Source organism: Aquimarina litoralis, from assembly GCF_039523995.1.
In the GTDB taxonomy this organism is placed as follows: Bacteria; Bacteroidota; Bacteroidia; order Flavobacteriales; family Flavobacteriaceae; genus Aquimarina; species Aquimarina litoralis.
In genome coordinates, this window is sequence record NZ_BAAAGE010000002.1 from 1,155,577 (window position 1) to 1,180,208 (window position 24,632).

Sequence of the window (24,632 nt, forward strand, 5' to 3'; positions counted from 1 at the left end):
ATAGCTAAAGTAAAATGTAATTAAAAATATATGTTATCTGAAAAAGTAATTGATCATTTAAGAAGTAATAACTGGTGGTATGATGAACCATCACAAGAATATGCTGATGCTTTCATGAATATGAATGTTCCTTTAGAAAGTGATTTTTCAAAATTTTATCTTCATGCAGAAGATTCTCCGAATTTTAGTAATGGAAATTTAGAATTATATCAAGTGGGATGGTTTATTTTAAATTCAAGTTATTTAGATCAGACTAAAAACATACAAAAATCTCTCAATATTACTGAAAATTATATCCCTTTAAATTCTTTCGAAGCAAATCAGGGATATTTATACAATAAGAACGACGATTCAGTTATATATATTGAAGCAGGACAAAAGTTAAAGAATTTTCATGATGGAATAATTGATACAAAATGGAATAGCTTTAATGAATTTCTTGAATGGTATTTTGGACTTAATTGAATTAATTAGACTCTTTATCATTATTTAGAAGAAGATATCTTTTTTGTATTAAGAAATAACCCAATATTTAAAAACATTATAGTATATGTCTTCCGACTACGATGCATTTGAATTTATAGAATCTCCAAATATAAATAATGCTATATTAGAAGGATATGCATTAATATTAGAAAATAGTAATAGGGTAAAAGTAACTCTAGATATCGAGAAAGAAACGTCGAATATAGAAGATTTTCGACCTCTTGCTAACGTTTCTTGGGATATAATATCCCGTCTAAATTTAGAACGTTTAGAAATCCTAAAAAAAGAAATAGCCGATCAGATTACAACATCTTCTTACAGTCAATCAGAATATATTCCAAAAGAAAAAGACTTCAACTCATTACAAAACGAATTAAAAATAGATCAGATTAATTTTTATTTAGAAGATTTCACCTTACTCTTCTCTGCAAAGAATAATTTCCCTAATTCGACGATTTATATTCAATTAAACGATGCATTCGAAATAGAAAATATTGAAGTTTTACATCAATAACATCTCAACCATTTTCATTTTTACACAGAAGCTAATCAGAACATCACCAACCTTCTTTTTAAGGTATATTTCATTTTCTAATCTTAGTTCGATATAGTATCTTAGAAGCATTAATACACCAATCATGAAACATCTTAAAATCTACCATTTATTCTTCCTTATACTATTCCTGCCAATTATGCTGATTGCTCAAGATGCTACCGAACCAGAGTACATAGAAACAGAAGCAATCATTAAAGAAATTAATTTTAAAGTAAGATCTAGAAGATCTTCCGCTACTGCCAAAGTATCGTATCAGACCAAAGAAGGTGATAGCCTTACCAGTACCGTAAAACTAATGCATATCCCGTTTATTGGTCCCTTAGATAGTGAAGGGGATCGAATAACTGTACTCTACAATAAGGAAACTCCACTTTTATTAACTACCAAAAGTGGTTCGTTCTGGCAATCATATGGGTTATATATCCTTATAGGTTTTGGGATCATCATACTTGTATATCGTTTCATAAAACGACCTAAATAAGCTTTTTTTTTAATATGTTTTTATTAAACATGTAACACAAAAAGTATTTCAACAACCTCTATATGAGAATACAAAAACATTGAAACTAATATTTTATTAATTAAAAATGGGGAAATATTAGTTTATACTAAACAAAACTGAACTATTCTTGAGTTTTATTTATTTTGAAGAAAATTTCTTTATCTCAATCAATTTTGTAACTTTAAAAAAAGAACTACCATCTACTACTTATGACATTAAACACAAACGAATTTAGTTTTTTCACTGAAAAAACACTTTTGTTTCTTATGATTTTTGATCAAAAGGGAAACGTTTGTGAGGTGAATAAAAGATGTGAAGTGATCTTTAAACTTCCTAAAGATGAAATCAAAGGGCAATCCATCTATAATTTTCTTTTAGATGATGAAGAGTCTATATTTAGAAATACAATTTCTCTACTCTATCAAAACAAAGAACAAATCAGTAAAACTTTTGGTTTTGCCACGTTAGCTTCAGATGCTATTCTATATATTAAGTTCGATTTGATCTATAGTGAAGATAGAATATATGCATTTGGTATTGATGTAACCCAAGAGCATGAAGAACACAGGCTTCTTAAAAGTTTATCCAGTTTAACCAAAACTGGAGCTTGGCATTACGATCCTATAAATGATAATGTATATTTTTCCGATGAATGTTATCACTTACACGACTTGGAAGTTGGTACTTCTCTAAATATGTTAGAAGCACTTCATTACTATCCCGAAGCCTCTAGAGAACGTATAAAAAACTATTGGGATAATCTCATCGATCATGGAATTTCTTATGATTATGTAGATCAGATAATTACTAAGAAAGGAAATAAAAAGTGGATCAGAGTTATAGGTGAAGCCATAAAGCACAAAGATAAAGTCATATTCGTCAATGGGTGCTTCTCGGATATTACCGAACAACAAAATTATGTAGAACAACTCAAATACAACGAGGAAACTAAGAAACTTGCTCTTAAAGGAATACGATCAGGATTATTTGATCATGAAATAAAAACCAACATGGTTTTTTATAGCAAGGATTTCCGCAGAATGCTAGGGTTACCTATAGACACCGATTTTGTTCCAGAAGCAGCTTTTAGAAAAATGATTCATCCTGAAGATGCTCAGGAAGCGATGGAAAGACATAAAGCTAATCTTCAAAAAACAGGATATCATTATTTTAACCATTACCGTCTGAAACATCTCGATGGACAATACAGACATTATGAAGTATATGGCTATCGTAAAAAAAATAATGAAGGTGAGACTATTCGAATGATTGGAAATCTGATTGATGTACACCAGAAAAAAATAAATGAACGCACCATCATCGAAGATAAAAGTAGATTGGCCGCAATGGTAAATAATGGTTTTTCTTATACCATTTTACTTAACACAAGTGGCGAAATTTTAATGGCAGATGAAGACTCTATTAACATTATCAAAAGGGATTTTAATGTCGATCCCACAACTACCACATGCCGCTTTATAGATGTGATGCCTGTAAATTTTAAAAATACTTTTGCCAATGAGTTTAATGAAGCCCTAAAAGGTAATACTGCTAAAAAAGAGATAGAAAGAACAACTCGCAAAGGAGCTGTACAATGGTTAGAATCAAAATACACTCCAATAAAAGATGAAAACAATAGTATTAATGCTGTTTTAGTAAGTTTTCATGATATCACAGAACAGAAAACGGCAGAACTCGCCATTAAAGAAGCGCATCTAAAAGAACAAGAACTTAGTAATCTAAAATCAAACATTCTTTCGAATTTTAGTCATGAAATTCGCACACCACTAAATGGTATTATGACCATATGTAATATGCTATTACTAGAGGAAGAAAACCCTGGTGATCGCAAAAAACTAAGTGCGTTTTTGGATGAAAGTAAAGAACGTTTGCTTGCTACCATCAATAATCTATCTCATTATAGCGAAATCGAAACCATACAAAAAAATCTGAATTATGTGGAAGTAGATATGAACTATACAGTAGAAACTTCGTTTAGAGAATATCGCCATTTTGCGAATTCTAAAAATTTAGACTATATTTTAAAACTCGATGAACGTTGTCCTTCTGCTAATATAGATGAGGATATTTTTAGCACAGCACTAAACAATATCATTCACAATTCTATAAAATATACAGATACGGGCAAAGTGATGGTAAAGGTGAAGGATGAAAAGTCGACAGTAAAAATATCTATTAAAGATTCTGGGATAGGAATAGGGAAAGACAATCTAAAAAAGATATTTGATCCCTTTATACAAGAGAGCATTGGTTTAAGTCGAAAATATGAAGGTACAGGTATAGGTTTAAGTTTATCTAAAAGATATATTGAAATCTTGGGAGGAAAAATTAAAGTAACTAGTAAATTAAATGAAGGAACTAAGTTTGTGATTACAATTCCGAAAAACATATGAATATACTTTACGTAGAGGATAATAAAATTAACGCAATGGTTATGAATAAGATGCTTACCAAAAATGCATCTAATGTGGTTATAGCCGAAAATGGGCCATCTGCCCTAGAAATTGTTAAGAAATCCTCTCTAGATTTAATCCTGGTAGATATCAATTTAGGACTTAATCAAATGGATGGGTGCGAGTTATTAAAACGATTCAAAAAACTAGAATTACTTAAAAACACACCCATATATGCTGTTACGGCCTATGCTATGCCTGGTGATGCACAGAAGTTCTTAAAGCTTGGATTTGACAAGTATTTTTCGAAACCCGTAAACTTCGAAAAGTTATTATCGGCTATTGCCAAAGTACAATCAAAAATGAACAATAAAAAAAGCGAACATTAATAATAACATTCGCTTTTTAAGAAATATGATTTAGTAGTATTTTCTATTTACTGCTGCTCATAATCAGCATCCCAGTCCGTTCCATCATCACCTTTTTGACCATCCATTTTGATCATAAAGTTTTTAGCCGGGAAATAAGGTTTCATATGAATATCTAGATATACTCTATCCTTCTGATTAGGATCTTGTTCGAAACGCTTGATAGAAAAGTCTTCAATTAACTTGTCTGGACCTGTAATACCATCCAAAAACTTCACTATTTGTCCCATAAGTTCTTTACGAGTTCTAGCATTAAAGTTTTCAAAAGCTCTTCTGTTTAAGAAGTCCATTAAAACTTTGGTTACGTAATCAAACACCCTCACTACAGAATATGTTTGTAATCCTAGATTATCGCCATTAAATAACGTCTTAGCAGAAAAAGCCATAACTTTCCCATACTCATTTACCATAGGCACTAACCCAAGCTTTTCTAACTGTGCAATTTCACTCTTCTTAAGATCAAAACGAACACCATCTACCTCGTTAATTCCACCATGTTTCTTACCAGCAGCTACCTGAGACATTAATGTTCTATATACCTGACCAGCTAATGCACTAGATGGTGGCACAAAAAGATCATCTTCCTCTCCTACCTCATCGTGCTTTCCACGTCCTACTAACCAGTTACAGGTCATCATTACATTAGATCTGTACTTATCTCCACCTGTAAGATTCGCAGCTTCAAACATTTCCATTACATCATCTGGCTCATCAAGATGCTCAAAGTCCGTAATCATCATTACCTTATTCTCATGAGCAATTTTAGCCCATTTCTCTACAACCTTATTAGAGCCTAAATAACCTGGTATCACTAGAATACCATAATTATCTCTAAGATCTAAACGGTCATACCCTTGAACTAGCTCTTCCTGAACTGCATCAATAAATCTAGTATTATCCAGATCTTTCAGCTGCTCAAGCTCAGCATTCATTATATTGATATTTTTTACTTTCTGCGATTCTGTATTCTTAAAGAATAAAGCAACTGATCTGTACGATTGTTCTAAATCTCTTGTCTGCTCTAAAGCAGCTCCTAAATTTCTTTCTAAAGATTTACCAGCAATTTCAGAACGCTTTTCTGATTCTTCTACCATTTCTGATAAATCATCCGAAGAAGAAAGAACATCTCTCCAAATTTCTAAGGTTTTTTCTAATTTGGCTCTTTCTAATTTTTTTGTAGACTCAGTAAGAAAAATCTTTTTACGTGCCTTACGATCTGGGTTCATATTCTGAACGTCATCTATACATGACTCTAAAAGATCAAAACCACCATATCTAGCTAATTTCTCTTCATTTATTTTTAATTCCTTTGCTGGATTTTCTATTTTAACACTCTCTTGAGCTTGTTTTCCTGCTGCCATAAAATGATTTGTTTATCCTTTTTAATCTTGTTGTAACTCTGCTAATAATGATTGTATCGATCTAATTAACGCTGCTTTTGCATCTGGATCTGCCAATGCCGTTTTTAAGATCTTATTTGATTTTAGTTGTTTTACAACCTTTAGATACTGATCTTTTTCTGTGTCTAAGTCATTAAGAAATTTACTTTGATTGGTTATTCCTTTTTTACCAAAATCTCCTAAGTTATTGAATTTCAGCATTTCTTTACTTTCAACACCATCAGCGTCTTCAAATTCTACCTCTACCTCGGGTTTATAATTCTCGAATACGTGATCTATAGAAGTTAATCCACTTACTATCTGTGGTTTTATTGGTTGATCCTGAGTTAATTTCTGAACAAGAAGCGTTTTATTCTGTCCAATTTCCAATATCGCTTCACTGGCATCTGTTTTTACCTCTGTTCCTCCTAATCCATATGTGTTATTGCTCATACTTTCTCTGAATAATGATTGTGAATTATAAATATACTAATTTTATCGCAGGATACGATTTTTATTCGTATGTCCACTGCATTTTTTCGTCTTTTATATCTAACTTAACGTTACTTCCTTTACCTATCTTTCCTGTAATCAGCATTTTAGATAAAGGACCTCTTAAGTCATTTCTAATCACCCCACGCAATGGTCTTGCTCCATATTTGGGGGTAAATCCCTTATATGCTAAAAATTCCTGAGCTGCTTCTGTAAGCTCCAAAGTAACTTCTTGCTTATTCAATGCTTTGTGCAGATCCTTTAATTGGATATTGAAGATCTTCACTACATTCTCCTTAGTAATAGGAGCAAAAGGCACTATTTCAGTCAACCTTCCCAAAAATTCAGGTCTAAAATGTCTCGACATGATTTCTAATAAATCAGAGGATGCAGGAATTTCTCCATCTGTGAAAGATTTCACCACATGTTCACTTCCTATATTAGAAGTAAAAAGGATCACAGCATTCGAAAAATCTCCGGTTTTACCTAGCCTGTCATTTAACTTACCTTCATCCAAAATCTGAAGAAAAATATCAAATACAGAAGGATGTGCTTTTTCTATCTCATCAAACAATACTATCGAATATGGTTTTTGTCTGATCTTATTTACTAATAAACCTCCTTCTTCGTATCCAACATATCCTGGAGGTGCTCCATATAAAAGTGCTGCCGAATGTTCTTCTTTAAATTCTGACATATCGAATCTAATAATAGCATCCTCTGTCTGAAATAAGAACTCTGCGAGGGATTTGGCTAATTCGGTCTTACCCGTACCTGTTGGCCCTGTAAAAAAGAAAGAACCTATAGGAAGTCCTGGTTTGCTTAAACCTGATCTTGATTCCAGTACAGCTTCAGAAATTGTTTTAATAGCATGATCTTGTCCAATCACCCTTTTCTTCAGGTGATCTTCCATATTCAATAAACGTTCCTTTTCATCTGCCTGAAGTTTCCCTACTGGAATACCTGTTTTATTAGCAATAGTAGCAGAAACATCATTCTTATCTATAAAGGTTTTTTCTTCGGAAGCTTTCTTAAAAAAGCGATCCAAAATAGAAACTACTTTAGTTTTGTAATTCTCAAAAGTTTCTTCGCCTAATATCATCTCTTCCTCTCCTAATTCGGTAAACAAAAGATAACTGAACTTACTTTTGAGATTATTATACATCCAACTTATAGAATTTACCTTATCGGATTCTTCTGTCTTGTTCTCTCCTATCTCCTTAACTTCCTTTAACAAGGATTCTACATTATTAGCTGTAGTTTCTATCATATATCTTGAGGCAGACATAGTCCTATCTATAAGATCTATTGCCGCATCTGGAAGACTTCTATCTTTATTAAATCTTTTAGAAAGTCTAATAGCTTCTGCAATAGTCTCGTCAATAATATCTAATCCATGATGCTTTTTATATTTATCAATAGTATTAGAAATCATGGTTAGCGCATCTTGCTCTGAAGGTTCATCTAGCGCCACAATTTCAAATCTTCTGGCAAGCCCTTCATCGGTTTCAATATGCTTTCTAAAAGCATCATTCGTTGCTGTAGCAATAAAGGTAACTTCTCCTTTAGCCAATTCAGACTTTAAGATATTTACTAAACCTTGATTACCACTATTTTTATCTGTTAAATTATTGAGTTCATCAATTAATAAAACTGGCTTATCAAACTCTTTCAGTGCAGCTAAAATCTTTTTAAATCGATCTTCTACTTCACTTTTATAACTAGCTCCTGAAACCAGATTTATAAAATCTAATTCATATATCTGAGTCTCTTTTAATCCTTCTGGAACATTACCATTAATAACAGCCTCCGAAAAACCATCTAAAAGAACGGTCTTACCAACTCCTGGTTCTCCAGTAATTAATACATTAGGTTTTGAATGTCTTCCAAGGATTTCAGTAATCATTTTCACTTCTGCATCTCGACCAAACACATCGTCTAATTGTTTGTTTTTAGCAGCAAAAGTTTTATCGATACAATATTCATCTAATATTCCTGCCTCAACTTTTTTACCACCCGAACCTTCTAATCCATTTTTAACAACCTTATTTCCTGAAGTTGATTTACCTTGTGAAGCAGCAATTAATACTTCATCTGCTTTCAATGGTAAGGTCTTTAATTGCTCATATGAGAACCCTACTCCTGGAGTACATAAAGCGATTAAGACAGCATGTGGAGTTATTTCATCAGTTCCTAACTTAAGCTTTAATGTATCCGCTTCATTAAAAACTGCTTCTATCGATTTATCGCCCTGTATTGTATCGGGCACATTTACTACTCGTGGAAGTGCTTCAATTCTAACCTCTGACCATTCTTCATAGTAGTAAATATCACCATCGATTTGATTAAAAAAATCTTTTAAACCTACATCTTTATGTAAAAGTGCTTTTAATAAATGAGCAGCATTATATTCATCATTATGATATTCTTTAGCGATCGATTGCGCTATGTGAATTGCGTTATCAACTTTTGATGACAATTTGTAGTCTAATATTTGCATGAAGTTGGTTTTTCGTAAAGTAAATAAATAACCTAATAATTAGCAAAAAATTATCTCATTGCTGGCTCTAAATTATCGTATTTACGTAATACCAGTTAATATTTTGTTCAAAATTAAACGATTATTTACAATACGAATCAAAAGTAATACATAGAATAAGAAATATTTACCTCGTTTTTGGGTAAGTATTGCCCCCTGTTTTCAGGTATTTTATAAGATAATTTAACGAATTTGAGTAAATCTAATCCCTAGTTTTTTTTCAAGCTCCCTAATTGCTTTGATTTCTTGCTTTACTATTAATGCTAATGATAAGCCAGTTTTACCAGCTCTGGCAGTTCTTCCACTTCTATGTGTATAATACTCTATTTGATCTGGTAATTGATAATGCACTACAAAAGCTAGATTTGCCACATCTATTCCTCTTGCAGCAACATCTGTAGACACCAATAATTCCATAGTACCTTTTTTAAAAGCTCTCATTACCTTATCTCGGTCTTTTTGTGTCATATCACCTTCTAACAAACCAACTTCATAGTTCTTTGCTATTAATTGTTTTGATAGCTTTCGTGCTGCGGCTTTTGTTTTGGTAAAAATAATACCTCGTTGTTTTTTATGAGATTTCAAAAAATACGTTAAAGTATCCAGCTTATTTATTTCTTCCCCAACAACGAAGTGATGGTCAATACCTTTATTTACTGCATCTTGTTTATCCACCGAAACTCTAATCGCATCTCTACTTACATAAGAATTAATAATTTCGTTAAGCGCAGCTGGCATTGTAGCAGAAAAAAGCCAAACATTTCTTCGTCCTTTGGTTTTACTAAGAATTGTTGTAAGATCTTTTTTAAATCCCATACTAAGCATTTCGTCTGCCTCGTCTAAAACGACTGTCTTTATTTTAGAAATATCAACAGCTTTGCGCTCCATAAGATCTATTAATCTACCAGGTGTAGCTACAATAATATGAGTAGGTCTTTTTAATCTGGATATCTGTATTTCTATACGTTCACCTCCATACACAGATTCGCTATAGATTTTTTCTGTATACTTAGTAAATTTAAATAACTGCTTAGCTATTTGTTGTCCTAATTCTCTGGTAGGAGCTAAAATAAGAGCTTGGACCTCTTTTTTGTTAGGATTAATTCCCGCCAATAATGGAATACCAAAGGCTGCCGTTTTTCCTGTTCCGGTTTGAGCCTTACCGATAAAATCAACATCTTCGTTAATCAATACAGGTATCGCTTGCTCCTGAATTTTAGTGGGAATAACAATTCCCATCTCTTTCAGACCTTTATTTAAATTTTTGGGAATACCTAACTCAGAAAACTTCATCCTATTTTTTGACTACAAAAATAGATGAATATATTCATTGCCCAACAAAATTGATAAAATACCTTTTGATTAGTTAAAGACACTAACAAGAAATACTCATAAAGTAATTGAATAATTGTTTCTTAAGAGTAAGCCCTCTTTTATGGAAATGAGACTCATCCATACAGAAACCACCAGAACAGTTAAAGTCTGCTCCTTCATCTGAAGAAATAATGTCTATTAATGTAAAACTATCTGAGTGTAAATCACTTTCATGGTGCTCATGACCCTCATGCTCATGGGAATCACTACAAGCCTTGTAGGAAAAAACTTCTTTTTGTGAAAAATTCGCGAGTGGTACTAAAATGGATTCATTTAAATCAACTGTATGAGCTGTAAAAGGACTATCCTTTTCTTTTAAAAGATCTTCCTGGGACCAGATATGATTAGTGGTAAAAACAAAAACAAATAATAATGCGAAGTGTAATAGTTTAGTCATAGGGGCGATTTAGGTTCGTTAATACAAGTTCAAATTAAAGCATTACCTCAGTGTTTTGTCGGAAAATCTTAACAATAATCCTTAAAAACATCGGCAAAATACACAAAAACAAGATTAAGTGCAAAAAATATTAAAACTTTAACACTATTTTCTACAACTTTTTATCAACACAAGAAAGTGAAAACCGTAATTCTAACAATAATTAGAATAACGTAGCTCCCTGAGAAGAGTGATTCGGTAAGGGCAGTTGGCTTCCTAACTCTTTATTTAAAAGCTCTATAAAGTACTTAGAGAGTAATGGAGATTCTTTTTCCACATTTTGGTGCACAAAAAAATGAATATCCTCTATACCTTGTTCCTTCCAGGATTTTAGTCTTTCGACCCAAACATCTAATCTTCCGTAATCAGTTTCATGATTAGCTCCTACATAACGAATAAAAGCTTCTTTATTAGTAAGTCTCATATGTAGCAAATCTCTTCTACCTGCAGAATCGGTAATGATGTTTGCTATATTATTATCTTCTAATAGTTGATATAGTTCATGTGCTGCTACATCATCATTAAACCAATCGGTATGCCTAAATTCGATAGCCAAACGTAATTCTTTAGGCCATCGCTCTACAAAATTTACTACTCTATTAAAATATTTAGGTGCAAAATTACTATGCATTTGTAGAAAAATAGTTCCTAACTTTTCTTTTAAATGAATTGCGCTACCTAAATATTGGTCTACATAAGGTTGTACATCATCATTTAACCTTTTCAGGTGTGATATATTTTGAACCAATTTAGGGAAGAATTTAAAATTCTTTGGTGTTTTATCATACCATTTTTTAAACTGATCTTCAGGAAAAATTCTATAAAAAGTTGCATTTAACTCAATAGAATTAAACTGTCTGGAATAGTATTGCAACTCATCTTTAGTACCTCTGGGATAAAAACCTTTTAAATCTTGTTTATTCCATTTAGCACATCCAACGTAAATAGAGATATCCTTAGACTTTCCTTTTTCCAAAACTCCTCTGGTATCCTTATGATCTTTGGGTAATACAAAATTGATTTGCTCTGGATACTCTACTCTACCAAACTTCATAATTATATTTTTAAAATATCATTTAATTAAGTGTAACAAAAATAAGTTTCGAATGACTAACATTACAGTAACAATAATAAAAATTTAACAATGAATACTTTAAAATCACTAATTGTAGCTTTAATTATTGCAATTATTGCGCCTGTAAATGGGCAAACCGCAGATGAAATTATCAATAATTATTTAGAAAATACTGGAGGTGTTGAGAATTGGAAAAAACTTACAGGAACTAAAATGGTAGCTCAGGTAAATCAAGGTGGAATGCAAATTCCTGTTACAATATTTTCTGGTAATAAAGGAGAACAGGCTGTTGTCATAGAGTTACAAGGTAAAACTATTACTCAGTTTGCTTTTGATGGAGAAACCATGTGGTCCACAAATTTTATGACTATGAAAGCAGAAAAAAGTGATAAAGAAACTACTGATAACATGAAACTTTCTGCTAACGATTTCCCTAACCCTTTTATTGGTTATAAAGAAAAAGGATATAAAGTAGAATATTTAGGAAAAGAAACAAAAGAAGGTACAGAGACTTTCAAAGTGCAATTAACAATGGAGCCTGTAATGGTAAACGGAGTAGAATCACCGAGTATTAGCTACTACTATTTTGAAACTGAAAATTATGTACCAATCCTTATAGAAACTACTCAAGGCGGTAATAAAACTACAATTACCATGAGTGATTACCAAGAAGTAGATGGATTGTACTTTCCTTTTGCATTATCTCAAGGGCCACAGCCAATTGAAATAAAAGAAATTGTATTAAATCCAGAAATAGAATCTGACTTATTCAAGTTTCCTGAAGAAAAATAAAATGTTTCAATAAAAAGCCTCATAAAAGTTTGAGGCTTTTTTTAATCACACAAATTATTTATGATACGACAATATATAAAAGCTTTATGCTTTCTATTTTGCATAAATTTTAGCTTGCAAGCTCAAGAAATCTCTTTAAATGGAAAAGAACTCTTCGGAGATATAAAGGCTCGTCAAATTGGTCCTGCATTAATGAGCGGAAGAATAATTGATTTAGAAGCTCATCCTACCAATGCGAGAGTGATCTATGCTGGAACAGCAGGTGGTGGAGTATGGAGAACATTAAATGGAGGAGCTACGTTCAGCCCAATTTTCGATGAGCACGCACAATCTATAGGAGCAATCGCTGTAGATCCAAATGATCCTGATAAAACTATTTGGGTAGGAACTGGAGAGATCTGGACTAGAAATAGTGTTTCTATTGGTGATGGGTTATACAAATCTACAAATGGAGGAGATACTTGGAAAAAAATAGGTTTTGAAAAATCAGAACGTATAAGCAGCATTGTTATTAATCCAACAAACTCTAAAGAAGTATATATTGGAGTTTTAGGTGCTTTATGGGGTGATAGTGATGTCCGTGGAGTTTATAAAACTACAGATGGAGGTGAAACTTGGGACAAAATACTATACACCAATACTTCTACCGGAATTTCAGATCTTTTAATGGATCCTAAAAACCCAAACGTTCTTTATGCCTCTATGTGGGAATTTAGAAGAACTGGATGGTCTTTTAATTCTGGTGGAGCCAACAGTGCTCTTTATAAAACTACTGATGCCGGAAAAACTTGGAATAAAATTCATAATGGTTTTCCCGAAGGAACATTAGGACGTATAGGAATTGCCATAGCTCCTTCAAATCCTAAAACACTATATGCTGCTATTGAAAGTGAAGATGACAAAAGTAAAGGACTATATCGGTCAGATGATTCAGGAAATAATTGGAAACAATTAAATAATGATTTTGAGCTAGTGGTTCGTCCGTTTTACTTTTCAAGATTAGTAGTTGATCCAAAAAACCCTGACATTGTTGTAAAAGGAGGATTTCTTGGAGCCATCTCAAAAGATGGGGGAAAGACCTTTAAGAATCTTGGTAACATGCACGCAGATATTCACGATATTCTTTTCGACATAAAAGATAGTGATAGAATGTATGCAGGTACTGATGGTGGAGTCTATAGAAGTTGGGATGGTGGTTCTACAATGGAAATAGTAGAAAACATTCCTGTTTCTCAATTTTATCAAATTAGTCTTGACAATGCAGAACCATACAATATCTATGGAGGATTACAGGACAACGGTTCTTGGTATGGACCTTCTTCATCTGTAGGTGGTATAGAAGCGCGTGATTGGAAAAGAATCGGATATGGAGACGGATTTAGAGTATTAAAACATCCCACAAAACCTATTATATACTCCGAAATGCAAGGAGCTCAAAATGTATGGAGAATTAATACCGAAAAAAATACTACCAAAAACGTAGAACCTGTACCTGATGGTGATGAAGAACTTCGCTTTAACTGGAATGCTCCAATGGCAATTAGCGAACATCAACCAGATCGTTTTTATATGGGAAGTCAATATCTTCATAAATCTGAAGATATGGGAAATAATTGGGTAAAAATATCACCTGATCTTACCACAAATGATCCCGCAAAACAAGACAAAGAATCAGGAGGATTATCAAAAGACAAGTCAGGAGCAGAAACTCATACGACCATATTTACCATTGCGGAATCCCCTATAGATGAAAAAGTTATTTGGGTAGGAACTGATGATGGAAATGTACAGGTTACAAAAGATGGAGGAAAAAACTGGACCAATACAGTTAGTAACATCCCGAATTTACCAGCAAACACTTGGGTTTATCATATTGAAGCAAGTGTTCATAATGCAGGTACCGCTTATGCCGTTTTTGATGGACACACATCTGGTGATATGAATACATATGTATACAAGACTTCTGACTATGGAAAAACCTGGAAATCCATAGTAACAGATGAAATCGTAGGATTTGCCAGAAATATTCAAGAAGATTATGTACAAGAGGATTTATTATTTGTAGGAACAGAATTTGGGCTTTTTGTAACTATAAATGGTGGTAAAAACTGGGCGCGTTTTACAAACAATATGCCTGCTACAGCAGTTCACTTTATTGATTTACAGAAAAACACTAACGATCTCGTTTTAGGTACTCACGGAAGAGGTGTAATCATACTTGACGATATTTCTTCATTACGTGAAATAAATCAAGATGTTTTAAATAAAAATGTTCATTTTTTCAATACTAAAGCAGGTATTATGAAAGAAGATAATGCATTTGGAGGTGGTAGCACCGAAACACAGTTTGTTGGTTCAAATCCAAGCAGTAGCCTCAAAATTATATATTATTTAAAAAAGAGGCACACATTTGGGAAAATGAAAATGGAAATTCAGGACCTAAACGGAAATAAAATTACAGATTTATCTCCTGGAAAAGCAAAAGGTATAAATATAGTTCGTTGGAATTATAGAAGTATTTCTCCAAAATCTGCATCAGGAAAAACTCTATCGTTTGGATCTCCTCCAAGAGTGGCTGCTGGAAAATATAAAGTAGTACTAACTAAAGGAAAAAACACTTTCGAACATAGCATAGAGGTTCAACAAGATAAGAATTCTGAAATAACGCCTTCCGAAAGAGCATTACAAAGAAAAGCTTCTCAAGAACTATATACTATGGTTGAAGATTTAGCTTATTTAGTGCATGAAATTGATCAAACAGTGAAAAAAGCAGAGTCCATTAAGGAAAAATCTCCCAAAGTTGCTACACCAGTTATCAATGAATTAACAAAACTAAAAGAATCTTTGGTAGTTACTACAGGTGATAACTATGTTCAAGAAGCAGAGCCCGAACTAAGGGGAAAAATTACTGATTTATATAACTCGGTTACTAACAGCTTCGAAAAACCTTCTGCAGCACAATTAAAAAATCAAAAAGTTCTTCAAGAAAAAATTGAACAAGCCAGAAAGGATTTCCAAAAAATAAAGGATAAGAGAATTTCTAAACTGACAAAATACCTAGAGAAAAATGAAATGAAACCGATAGATATTAAATCAAAAGAAGAATTTCTTAAAAAATAAATTTTCAATACAGAAAGGCTCCCAAGAAAAGGGAGCTTTTTTTTGATAAAAATTCAATAATTCTACGTAGAATCAAATGTTCATAAATGGTTTAAAACTATAAGTGTTATTATGAATTTTGGATAAAACTATTCTGTATTTTTAGTAAACGCTCTTTATTATGGAAAACAGGGAATCAAATTTACTGGCGATTAGGCCTCAAATTTTAAATGCCAGAGTGACTGAAAATATGTCAGAAGACGAACAATTTCAGAACAAGACTATTCGGCCCATTATTAAATTACAAAATGAATTATTAATTGAAGTGTTTAGAAATTACATAAAAAAAAGAAAAAACACTTTTTATGAATTATCCGTTGAAAAAAGACTGATTTATATTGAGAATGCGGTTCAAAAAGATATGAAATTCAGAAATAGCCTTAAAGGAATGATCATTGGTCAATTTACTGTAGATGAATATTTGATATACATAAAAAATTCATCGGCATTAAATAAAAGAATGATGAATATTGTTAGAGAGAGGTTACAAAGTAATCTTCAATTATTGGAAAAACCTATAACTGTATAAAAAAAAGAGCGAATCTTACCAATTCGCTCTTTTTTTATCCATAAAACTTTACAAGGGTTTAGTTGCCTCCTTCTAATGCTTTTAATTTGCTTTTCATATCCTCTGCCTTTGGATCATCTAATTGATAGAAGATTTGCATTAGCGTTCTTACTGCTTCTACGTTATCTGGCTTAGATTGTAGAGCACCTTCTAAATAAGGAACAGCTTTTCTATATAAATCTTGTTTTTGTTTCTTAAGAACGTCAAATCTTTTATAGTCTGCTGCAGAACCACCAAGACTGTTCATTTCTTCATTTAACGCTGTTTCTCCGCTTAAAATAATAGCAGCAATATTAATTTGCGCAGAACTATAATCAGGCTTTATCTCTAATGCTTTCTCATAATATTGGATAGCTTGTTCATTATCTCCTAGACGAGAAGCACTAACTCCTAAATTATATAAAAGATTAGGGTTTTCCGGATCATTAGCTACAATTGCTTGCATAAGCTCCTGATACTTTTCTAAATTACCTAACTTATAAAACATGTTAGCTTCCTCTTGCATTAAAGCTGGGTCATTCGGATTCTGAGCCTTAGCTGCTTCCATTGCCTTTATTGCTTCCTCATCTTTACCTTGCGTAATATATATAAGTGCAATATTTTTAGTAATTTCTGCCTGTCTTGATTTTGTTTTGGTAACTTCAGGTTTAATGTGAGTACCTCCTTTTACAGAAAAATCTCTTAACTCTTTAGAATCAAAAGTATCTACCTCACCAGTTTCTTTATTAACTGCTGTATACTTATTCTCAATACCTTTGTAACCAACCTCGATTAGTTCGTTATAATATTTCAATGCATTATCATAATCTTTTCCATTTACAGCATTAGAAGCTGCAAAATAAAGATACGCTGTATCTTTTTTCTGAGTCTTATACCCTAAATATAATTTTTCAGCCGCTGCCAAATTATCTCCAGCATTTTGATCCGCTACTGCTTTCTCAATCAATGATTGACGTAACGTTTGTAATCCTGTAGTTGCTTCTGCTGAAAATTTATTTGATCCTGAAGCCTCTTCAATCTCTACAACTTTGGCATAAGCGTTAGCCGCTTCTTCAAATTTAACTAAAGACTTATCTGGAGATGCTGCAGTAGCTTGTCCTTTTAATAAATAATATTGCGCTTTAAGCTTATCTTCCGCCGTTTCTATTTGCCCTTCTGCCGCTTTCAGCGCCTCGTTGGCAACCTCTAAATTACCAGACTTAAGAGCCTTTTTTGCAGCATTTAAAGCTTTCTTTTGTGAAAATCCTAGTGCACTAACTGTTAAAAAAAGTGCCAAGATAAATTTAGTTCTCATTACTCGTTTTTTTATGGGATTCTTTGTTATTCTTCTTTTGTTTCATCAATTGCCGTGCCATCATTGGCATCGTTTCCATTTTGCAAAGATATATCAATTTCTTCAATATTCTCATCAATATTATCAACATCCTCTTCTTCCTGCATAACTTTTGCTACCGCTGCAATAGAATCTTTCCCTTTAAGATTAATTAATCGAACTCCTTGAGTGGCTCTTCCCATAACCCTAAGATCTTCTACAGAAAGTCTTATAGCAATCCCCGATTTATTGATAATCATAAGGTCATCGGCATCTGTTACATTTTTAATGGCAACTAGTTTTCCGGTTTTATCAGTAACGGATATTGTTTTAACACCTTTTCCTCCTCTATTAGTTATTCTATAATCTTCTAAACTAGAACGCTTTCCATAACCATTTTCGGAAACAACAAGAATATTACTTTCCATATCGTTTACAGCCACCATACCTATTACTTCGTCAGTATCATCTGCTAAGCGAATTCCTCTAACTCCAGACGCACCTCTACCCATAGGTCTGGTTTTCTCTTCTTCAAAACGTATAGCTTTACCAGATTTTACCGCAAGCATTACTTGGCTTTTACCATTTGTTAGTTTCGCTTCAAGTAATTCGTCATTGTCCTTAATAGTAATAGCATTAATACCGTTAGTTCTAGGTCTAGAATATTGCTCTAACAAGGTCTTTTTAACTTGACCCTTTTTAGTTGCCATGATAACATAATGAGAATTAATATACTCCTCATCTTTAAGATCTTGCGTACAGATAAAAGCTTTTACCTTATCATCATTTTCAATATTAATTAGATTTTGGATAGCTCTACCTTTAGAAGTTTTACTTCCTTCTGGTATTTCATACACGCGCATCCAGAAACATTTTCCTTTTTGAGTAAAGAATAACATATATTGGTGATTCGTACCAACAAAAAGATGTTCTAAGAAATCTTCATTACGCGTAGTACTACCTTTTTGACCTACTCCTCCTCTATTTTGTTTCTTATATTCAGTAAGAGATGTTCTCTTAATATATCCAGCATGAGAAATTGTAATTACCACTTTCTCGTTTGGAATCATATCTTCTATACTAAGATCACCTCCAGCATATTCTATTTGAGAACGACGATCATCACCATACTTTTCTTTCACCTCAAGAAGTTCTTCTTTGATGATATCCATTCTACGTTCTTTCTTATCGAGAATATCTTTAAGATCTTCTATAGTCTTCATTAATTCCTCATACTCCGCACGCAGCTTATCTTGCTCTAGTCCTGTCAACTGACGCAGACGCATTTCAACAATCGCTTTCGCCTGAATTTCGGTCAGCTTGAATCGTTTTATCAACTTTTCTCGCGCTTCGTCTGCATTTGACGATGCCCTAATTAATTTGATTACTTCATCAATATTATCTGAAGCGATAATTAAACCTTCTAGGATATGAGCTCTTTCTTCTGCCTTTCTTAATTCATATTTTGTTCTTCGCACAACCACATCGTGTCTGTGTTCTACAAAATAATGAATCATATCTTTTACATTCAATAACTGAGGCCTTCCCTGTACTAGTGCGATATTATTTACACTAAAAGAAGATTGCAAAGCAGTATACTTATATAAAAGATTTAATACTATATTAGGAATCGCATCTCTCTTAAGAATGTATACAATACGCATACCTTTTCTATCGGATTCATCTCTAATAGAGGAAATACCATCGATCTTCTTATCGTTAATAAGATCTGCTGTTTTCTTAATCATGTCTGCCTTATTTACCTGATAAGGTATTTCAGACACAATAATACATTCTCTTCCATTCACCTCTTCAAAACTTGCTTTGGCTCTCATTACGATTCTGCCTCTACCAGTTTTAAAAGCTTCTCTCACTCCATCATAACCATATATAATTCCACCAGTAGGAAAATCTGGTGCTTTTATATGTTGTATGAGTTCGTCAATCTCAATATCATTATTATCGATGTAGGCTATCGTTCCATCTACAACCTCGCTTAAATTATGTGGAGGCATATTTGTAGCCATTCCTACTGCAATACCAGAAGCTCCATTAATTAATAATCCAGGAACCCTACTTGGCAATACCGTTGGCTCCTGTAAGGTGTCATCAAAGTTAAACGTATGATCTACCGTTTCTTTTTCGATATCCGCAAGCATATCTTCAGAAATCTTTCGCATTCTAGCCTCTGTATATCGCATTGCTGCTGGGCTATCTCCATCAACAGACCCAAAGTTTCCTTGACCATCCACTAACATGTATCGTAAACTCCATTCCTGAGCCATACGAACCATTGTGTCATATACCGAAGTATCACCGTGTGGGTGATATTTACCTAGTACTTCCCCTACTATTCTGGCTGACTTTTTATGAGCACTATTTGCTCTTACACCTAACTCATACATACCGTAGAGAACTCTCCTATGCACAGGCTTGAGTCCATCTCTTACATCCGGAAGTGCTCGTGATACAATCACAGACATTGAATAATCAATGTAAGCAGACTTCATCTCATCTTCTATGTTGATAGGTATTAGCTTTTCTCCTTCTGCCATAAAAATTATTTTATTCTAAAATTGATTTTATTAAACGCGCTAATTTAAGTAAATTAAGACGGTTTTAACAGCATATAGTCTTTGTAATATACGTAATTTATTAACAACTTAAACGACCCAAATGGTTAATAAGTCAATAAATATAGATTTTGATTATTAATCCTTTTTTCGTCTATTTACTCGGAAAACAAAAAAGTTTTTTGTCATTTTCTAAAACTTGACATATTAAAATATCTTTTTTTGAAAAAAGTATGACACAGGCTGGATATTATGTCAGCTTATTTGTAAAGTATGGTTAAAAGGAATAGTTTTTGACAAAGTAATTTTAAAAATTACTATATTTAGTAATAAAGAACACAGAGAAAAAGAAAGAAGCTAATTATATGGATGATAATTTTTCACCAAGAGTAAAAGATGTTATCGCTTATAGTAAGGAAGAAGCCTTAAGACTAGGGCACGACTTTATTGGAACAGAACATCTTATGTTAGGACTGTTGCGAGATGGAAGTGGAAAAGCAATTAGTATACTTGATGCGTTGGATATCGATCTAACGAATTTGAGAAGAAAAGTTGAAATTCTAAGCCCCGCAAACCCCAATGTAGCAATAGCTACTAACGAAAAAAAGAACCTACATTTAACAAGACAGGCTGAAAGAGCTTTAAAAACAACCTTTCTGGAAGCAAAGCTATTTCAAAGCTCGTCTATCAATACAGCGCACTTGTTGTTATGTATTTTAAGAAACGAAAATGACCCTACTACTAAGTTACTTAACAAGCTTAAAGTAGATTATGATAATGTTAAAGATCAATTTAAATTTATGATTGCTAACGAAGACGAATACACAGAAGATCCAAAAGCTGAATCATTTTCTGATGATGATGATATGGCAGGAGATGCTTCAAAAGAAAATCCCTTTAATTCACCAACTGGCGGTGCTAAAACCAACAAAAAATCTAAAACGCCTGTATTAGATAATTTTGGAAGAGACCTTACTGCTATGGCAGAAGAAGGAAAATTAGATCCCGTTGTTGGTAGAACGAAGGAAATTGAAAGAGTTTCTCAAATACTCAGTAGAAGAAAGAAAAACAACCCTCTTCTTATTGGAGAACCTGGTGTTGGAAAATCAGCTATAGCTGAAGGATTGGCGCTACGAATAGTTAAGAGAAAAGTTTCTAGAATCCTTTTCGATAAACGTGTAGTTACTTTAGATTTAGCTAGTTTAGTAGCTGGTACCAAATATAGAGGACAGTTTGAAGAACGTATGAAAGCGGTTATGAATGAATTAGAGAAGAATGATGATATTATTCTTTTCATAGATGAAATTCATACCATCGTTGGTGCAGGAGGCGCCACTGGAAGCCTTGACGCGTCCAATATGTTCAAACCTGCTTTAGCTAGAGGAGAAATACAATGTATTGGTGCAACTACCTTAGATGAGTATAGACAATACATCGAAAAAGATGGTGCCTTAGAAAGACGTTTCCAAAAAGTTATAGTTGAACCTACTAACATTGAGGAAACCATAGAAATACTTAATAACATTAAGGAAAAATATGAAGAGCATCATAATGTAAGTTATACGGACAGTGCTATTGAAGCTTGTGTAAAACTTACGAATAGATATATGACTGATCGATTCTTACCAGACAAAGCAATTGATGCTTTAGACGAGGCCGGTTCGCGAGTTCATATTACTAATATCGATGTTCCTAAAAAGATATTAGATCTAGAAAAAAAGTTGGAAGAGGTTAGAGAGCTTAAGAATAGCGTTGTCAAAAAACAAAAATATGAAGAAGCTGCTAAGCTAAGAGATGATGAAAAAAATCTAGAAAAAGAATTAGCACAAGCACAGGAACAATGGGAAAAAGACTCCAAGCTTCATAAAGAAACTGTAGATGAAGAAAATGTAGCAGATGTAGTTTCTATGATGACCGGGATACCTGTAAATAGAATCGCACAAACGGAAAGCAACAAACTTGCAGAATTACCAAATCTAATAAAAGGTAAAGTAATTGGTCAAGACGAAGCAGTTTCTAAAGTTGTAAAAGCTATTCAGCGTAATCGCGCGGGCCTAAAAGACCCTAACAAACCAATAGGTTCATTTATTTTCTTAGGTCAAACAGGAGTAGGAAAAACGCAATTAGCAAAAGTATTAGCCAAAGAGCTTTTTGATAGTGAAGACACGCTAATCAGAATAGACATGAGTGAATACATGGAGAAATTCGCAGTTTCCAGACTTATTGGTGCTCCTCCAGGATATGTAGGATATGAAGAAGGTGGACAACTTACAGAAAAAGTGAGAAGAAAACCTTATGCAGTTGTATTACTTGACGAAATTGAGAAAGCACACCCAGATGTTTTCAATATGATGCTACAAGTACTTGATGATGGATATTTAACAGATAGTCTTGGACGCAAAATTGATTTTAGAAATGCCATCATTATTATGACCTCAAATATCGGAGCGCGTAAACTTAAAGATTTTGGACAAGGTGTTGGTTTTGGAACTACAGCTAAGAAAACACAATCTGATAGCTATGCAAAAGGAGTTATTGAAAATGCTTTGAAAAAAGCTTTTGCACCAGAGTTCTTAAATAGAGTTGATGATGTTATTGTGTTCAATGCTCTTGAACGAGAAGATATCCATAAAATTATCGATATAGAATTACAGAAACTATACGGAAGAATTAAAGGATTAGGATACGATTTATCTTTAAGCGAAAAAGCTAAGGATTATATTACCGAGAAAGGATTTGATAAGCAATATGGAGCTAGACCATTAAAGAGAGCTATCCAAAAATATATTGAAGACGCATTGGCTGAAGAAATTATCAATGCTCAATTACAAGAAGGTGATAGCATTTTTATGGATTTGGATGATAATTCTAATGAATTAACCATAAGAATAGATAAAACAGAGGAATCTACCGAATCTTAATAGCATTTCTATCCAAGAAGGAAAAGAATTGAACTATAAAAATTATACTTATAAAAAAGACTTCTTTTAACAAAGAAGTCTTTTTTATTGATTGGTAATCGCCGAAACTTATAATTCTTTAAAACTAATAATTGAAGCAACTTAAACACTTCATAAAATTTTCATCCTCTCATCGAATTACGGAAAAAACTTACTGTTTCATACTTTAAAAACATATCTTTACTTGAAACAAACAAAAACTAATGATTACCTTTTATAAAACAGATTTTGGTCTGGCAGAGATATACGATGATTACATGAGAGTGGTCATTAATGAAGGAATCACAGTATCCCCTGAAGATAATAATACACTTTTAGAAATGGTCGAGAACCATTTCAAAAACAAACCTTTCGTATATATTTCTCATAGATTACACTCCTACTCTATCAATCCAACGGTATATTTTGAAACAGCAAAAATTAAAACATTAGTTGGCCTTGCTGTAGTCTCCGATAGTCCTCTTCAAATAAACCAGACGCAAATCGAAAAAACGTTCTTTAATAAAGAACTTAAGCACTTTCATGATATGAAATCTGCATTAATCTGGAAAGAGGAACTTCTTAAAAGACAAGATTAAAGCATTTGAAACAACCGTAAAAAGATCATCAAAAAAAAGAATCCAAACAAGGGAAAAATCCCAAAATTTTAATCAAAAAACTATAGTTTTTAATTCCTAAACTATATATTTGCTCCACCAAAAATACCCCTAATGATTGCCACCTATCAACTAAATTTTGGGCTTATCGAAATTTATGAGGATTATATTAAATCTATTATAAATGAAGGAATAACTATAACCCCAAAACACAATAATGTTTTACTAGAAATGGTAGAAAAGCATTTCAAAAATAAACCATTTTTATACATTACTCATCGTATTAATTCTTATGCCGTAGATCCTACCATATATTTAGAAACCGCAAAAATCTGTAATTTACTGGGGTTTGCTGTTGTATCTAAAGATCCTCTACAAGAAAAACAAATTAAACTTGAACAAGTTTTTTTTAGTAAAGAATTAAAAAGATTTGATGACATAGAATCAGCTTTAATATGGAAAGACGAATTACTACAAAATTATTCAAAACCATTAGCTTAAAAATTCCCTTGATTTCTAGAATACAAAAAACTTAAAATTTTTATAAGTAATAGTTTTGTTGTAAATTATACTAAATTAACCATACTTAAATAATAGTTTTGAAATGAAATATGACAAAATACTATGATTTAGGTTTCGCTAGAGTAGAAATACATCAAGATTATCTTAAAAATACAATTTCCGAAGGCTTTTTAGTCATGCCTGAACATAATAACCTACTATTAGAATTTGTTATAAAATACTTTAACAATAAGTCATTTATTTACATCTCTAACAGGATAAACAATTATGCCGTTGACCCTACCGTTTATCATGAAACTACAAAAATTGACACATTAAAAGGCATTGCAATCGTATCAAAAAATCATAGACAAAAAAAACTAACAGAACTCGAAAGTAAATTTTTTAATAAAGAAATAGCATACTTCAATAATATAAAAGATGCTCTAATATGGAAAAACAAAATATTAAATAGTTTATGATTTAAGAA

The 24,632-nt window shown here is 32.6% G+C and carries 20 protein-coding genes; 12 read left to right on the top strand and 8 right to left on the bottom strand.

All coding sequences use genetic code 11. The annotated features are described in order from the left end of the window. Window positions 1-30 precede the first annotated feature (30 nt). From ABD077_RS14115 to ABD077_RS14135, 5 genes are all read left to right on the top strand, one after another. Window positions 31-465 (top strand): hypothetical protein, encoded by a 435-nt coding sequence (locus tag ABD077_RS14115; RefSeq protein ID WP_343912932.1) that lies wholly within the window; start codon window positions 31-33, stop codon window positions 463-465. A gap of 85 nt (window positions 466-550) precedes the next feature. Continuing rightward, window positions 551-1,000, top strand: a complete 450-nt coding sequence (locus tag ABD077_RS14120; protein ID WP_343912933.1) for a hypothetical protein — start codon at window positions 551-553, stop codon at window positions 998-1,000. A gap of 124 nt (window positions 1,001-1,124) precedes the next feature. Continuing rightward, window positions 1,125-1,523, top strand: a complete 399-nt coding sequence (locus ABD077_RS14125; protein ID WP_343912934.1) for a DUF3592 domain-containing protein — start codon at window positions 1,125-1,127, stop codon at window positions 1,521-1,523. 230 nt (window positions 1,524-1,753) lie between these two features. Further along, window positions 1,754-3,958 carry a PAS domain-containing sensor histidine kinase gene (locus ABD077_RS14130; protein WP_343912935.1) on the top strand — a complete coding sequence of 735 codons (2,205 nt, stop codon included), beginning with the start codon at window positions 1,754-1,756 and terminating at the stop codon, window positions 3,956-3,958. Beyond that, entirely contained in the window at window positions 3,955-4,347 is a 393-nt protein-coding gene (locus tag ABD077_RS14135) for a response regulator (RefSeq protein ID WP_343912936.1), read from the top strand. The genes ABD077_RS14130 and ABD077_RS14135 overlap by 4 nt, the downstream gene beginning before the upstream one ends. A 47-nt stretch (window positions 4,348-4,394) precedes the next feature. Here the strand turns inward: ABD077_RS14135 and ABD077_RS14140 are convergent, their stop codons facing one another. From ABD077_RS14140 to ABD077_RS14165, 6 genes are all read right to left on the bottom strand, one after another. Continuing rightward, a complete protein-coding gene (locus ABD077_RS14140; RefSeq protein WP_343912937.1) occupies window positions 4,395-5,747 on the bottom strand; it encodes a DUF5458 family protein in 1,353 nt (450 codons plus the stop codon). A gap of 21 nt (window positions 5,748-5,768) precedes the next feature. Next, on the bottom strand, window positions 5,769-6,218 hold the full coding sequence (locus ABD077_RS14145; RefSeq protein WP_299600158.1) for a hypothetical protein: 450 nt from the start codon (window positions 6,216-6,218) through the stop codon (window positions 5,769-5,771). 61 nt (window positions 6,219-6,279) lie between these two features. Then, window positions 6,280-8,757 (bottom strand): ATP-dependent Clp protease ATP-binding subunit, encoded by a 2,478-nt coding sequence (locus ABD077_RS14150; RefSeq protein WP_343912938.1) that lies wholly within the window; start codon window positions 8,755-8,757, stop codon window positions 6,280-6,282. 222 nt (window positions 8,758-8,979) lie between these two features. After that, window positions 8,980-10,089 carry a DEAD/DEAH box helicase gene (locus tag ABD077_RS14155; RefSeq protein WP_343912939.1) on the bottom strand — a complete coding sequence of 370 codons (1,110 nt, stop codon included), beginning with the start codon at window positions 10,087-10,089 and terminating at the stop codon, window positions 8,980-8,982. 82 nt (window positions 10,090-10,171) lie between these two features. Then, window positions 10,172-10,567: a hypothetical protein gene (locus ABD077_RS14160; protein ID WP_343912940.1), complete on the bottom strand. Its 396-nt coding sequence runs from the start codon at window positions 10,565-10,567 to the stop codon at window positions 10,172-10,174. 202 nt (window positions 10,568-10,769) lie between these two features. After that, window positions 10,770-11,660: a DUF72 domain-containing protein gene (locus ABD077_RS14165; RefSeq protein WP_343912941.1), complete on the bottom strand. Its 891-nt coding sequence runs from the start codon at window positions 11,658-11,660 to the stop codon at window positions 10,770-10,772. A 90-nt stretch (window positions 11,661-11,750) separates the two neighbouring features. Here ABD077_RS14165 and ABD077_RS14170 point away from each other — a divergent pair, with 90 nt between their 5' ends. The 3 genes from ABD077_RS14170 (at window position 11,751) to ABD077_RS14180 (ending at window position 16,161) form a co-directional block, all read left to right on the top strand. Beyond that, a complete protein-coding gene (locus ABD077_RS14170; protein WP_343912942.1) occupies window positions 11,751-12,473 on the top strand; it encodes a LolA-like protein in 723 nt (240 codons plus the stop codon). A gap of 114 nt (window positions 12,474-12,587) precedes the next feature. Continuing rightward, on the top strand, window positions 12,588-15,593 hold the full coding sequence (locus tag ABD077_RS14175; RefSeq protein WP_343912943.1) for a WD40/YVTN/BNR-like repeat-containing protein: 3,006 nt from the start codon (window positions 12,588-12,590) through the stop codon (window positions 15,591-15,593). A gap of 160 nt (window positions 15,594-15,753) precedes the next feature. Next, on the top strand, window positions 15,754-16,161 hold the full coding sequence (locus tag ABD077_RS14180; RefSeq protein ID WP_343912944.1) for a glyoxalase: 408 nt from the start codon (window positions 15,754-15,756) through the stop codon (window positions 16,159-16,161). Window positions 16,162-16,219: 58 nt separating this feature from the next. On the opposite strand, the gene ABD077_RS14185 is transcribed toward ABD077_RS14180, so the two are convergent. After that, window positions 16,220-17,494 carry a tetratricopeptide repeat protein gene (locus ABD077_RS14185; protein ID WP_343912945.1) on the bottom strand — a complete coding sequence of 425 codons (1,275 nt, stop codon included), beginning with the start codon at window positions 17,492-17,494 and terminating at the stop codon, window positions 16,220-16,222. Window positions 17,495-17,520: 26 nt separating this feature from the next. Beyond that, window positions 17,521-20,067 carry a DNA gyrase subunit A gene (gene gyrA / locus ABD077_RS14190; protein ID WP_343912946.1) on the bottom strand — a complete coding sequence of 849 codons (2,547 nt, stop codon included), beginning with the start codon at window positions 20,065-20,067 and terminating at the stop codon, window positions 17,521-17,523. Window positions 20,068-20,450: 383 nt separating this feature from the next. Here gyrA and ABD077_RS14195 point away from each other — a divergent pair, with 383 nt between their 5' ends. The 4 genes from ABD077_RS14195 to ABD077_RS14210 all read left to right on the top strand — a co-directional run bounded on the left by ABD077_RS14195 (window position 20,451) and on the right by ABD077_RS14210 (window position 24,624). After that, the gene (locus ABD077_RS14195; protein WP_343912947.1) at window positions 20,451-23,006 is read left to right on the top strand and encodes an ATP-dependent Clp protease ATP-binding subunit; all 2,556 of its coding nucleotides are present in this window, start codon (window positions 20,451-20,453) and stop codon (window positions 23,004-23,006) included. 242 nt (window positions 23,007-23,248) lie between these two features. Continuing rightward, window positions 23,249-23,623, top strand: coding sequence for a hypothetical protein (locus ABD077_RS14200; RefSeq protein WP_343912948.1), 375 nt, complete (start codon window positions 23,249-23,251; stop codon window positions 23,621-23,623). A gap of 132 nt (window positions 23,624-23,755) precedes the next feature. Next, window positions 23,756-24,142, top strand: a complete 387-nt coding sequence (locus ABD077_RS14205; protein WP_343912949.1) for a hypothetical protein — start codon at window positions 23,756-23,758, stop codon at window positions 24,140-24,142. A gap of 110 nt (window positions 24,143-24,252) precedes the next feature. After that, entirely contained in the window at window positions 24,253-24,624 is a 372-nt protein-coding gene (locus tag ABD077_RS14210; protein ID WP_343912950.1) for a SpoIIAA family protein, read from the top strand. Window positions 24,625-24,632 lie beyond the last annotated feature (8 nt).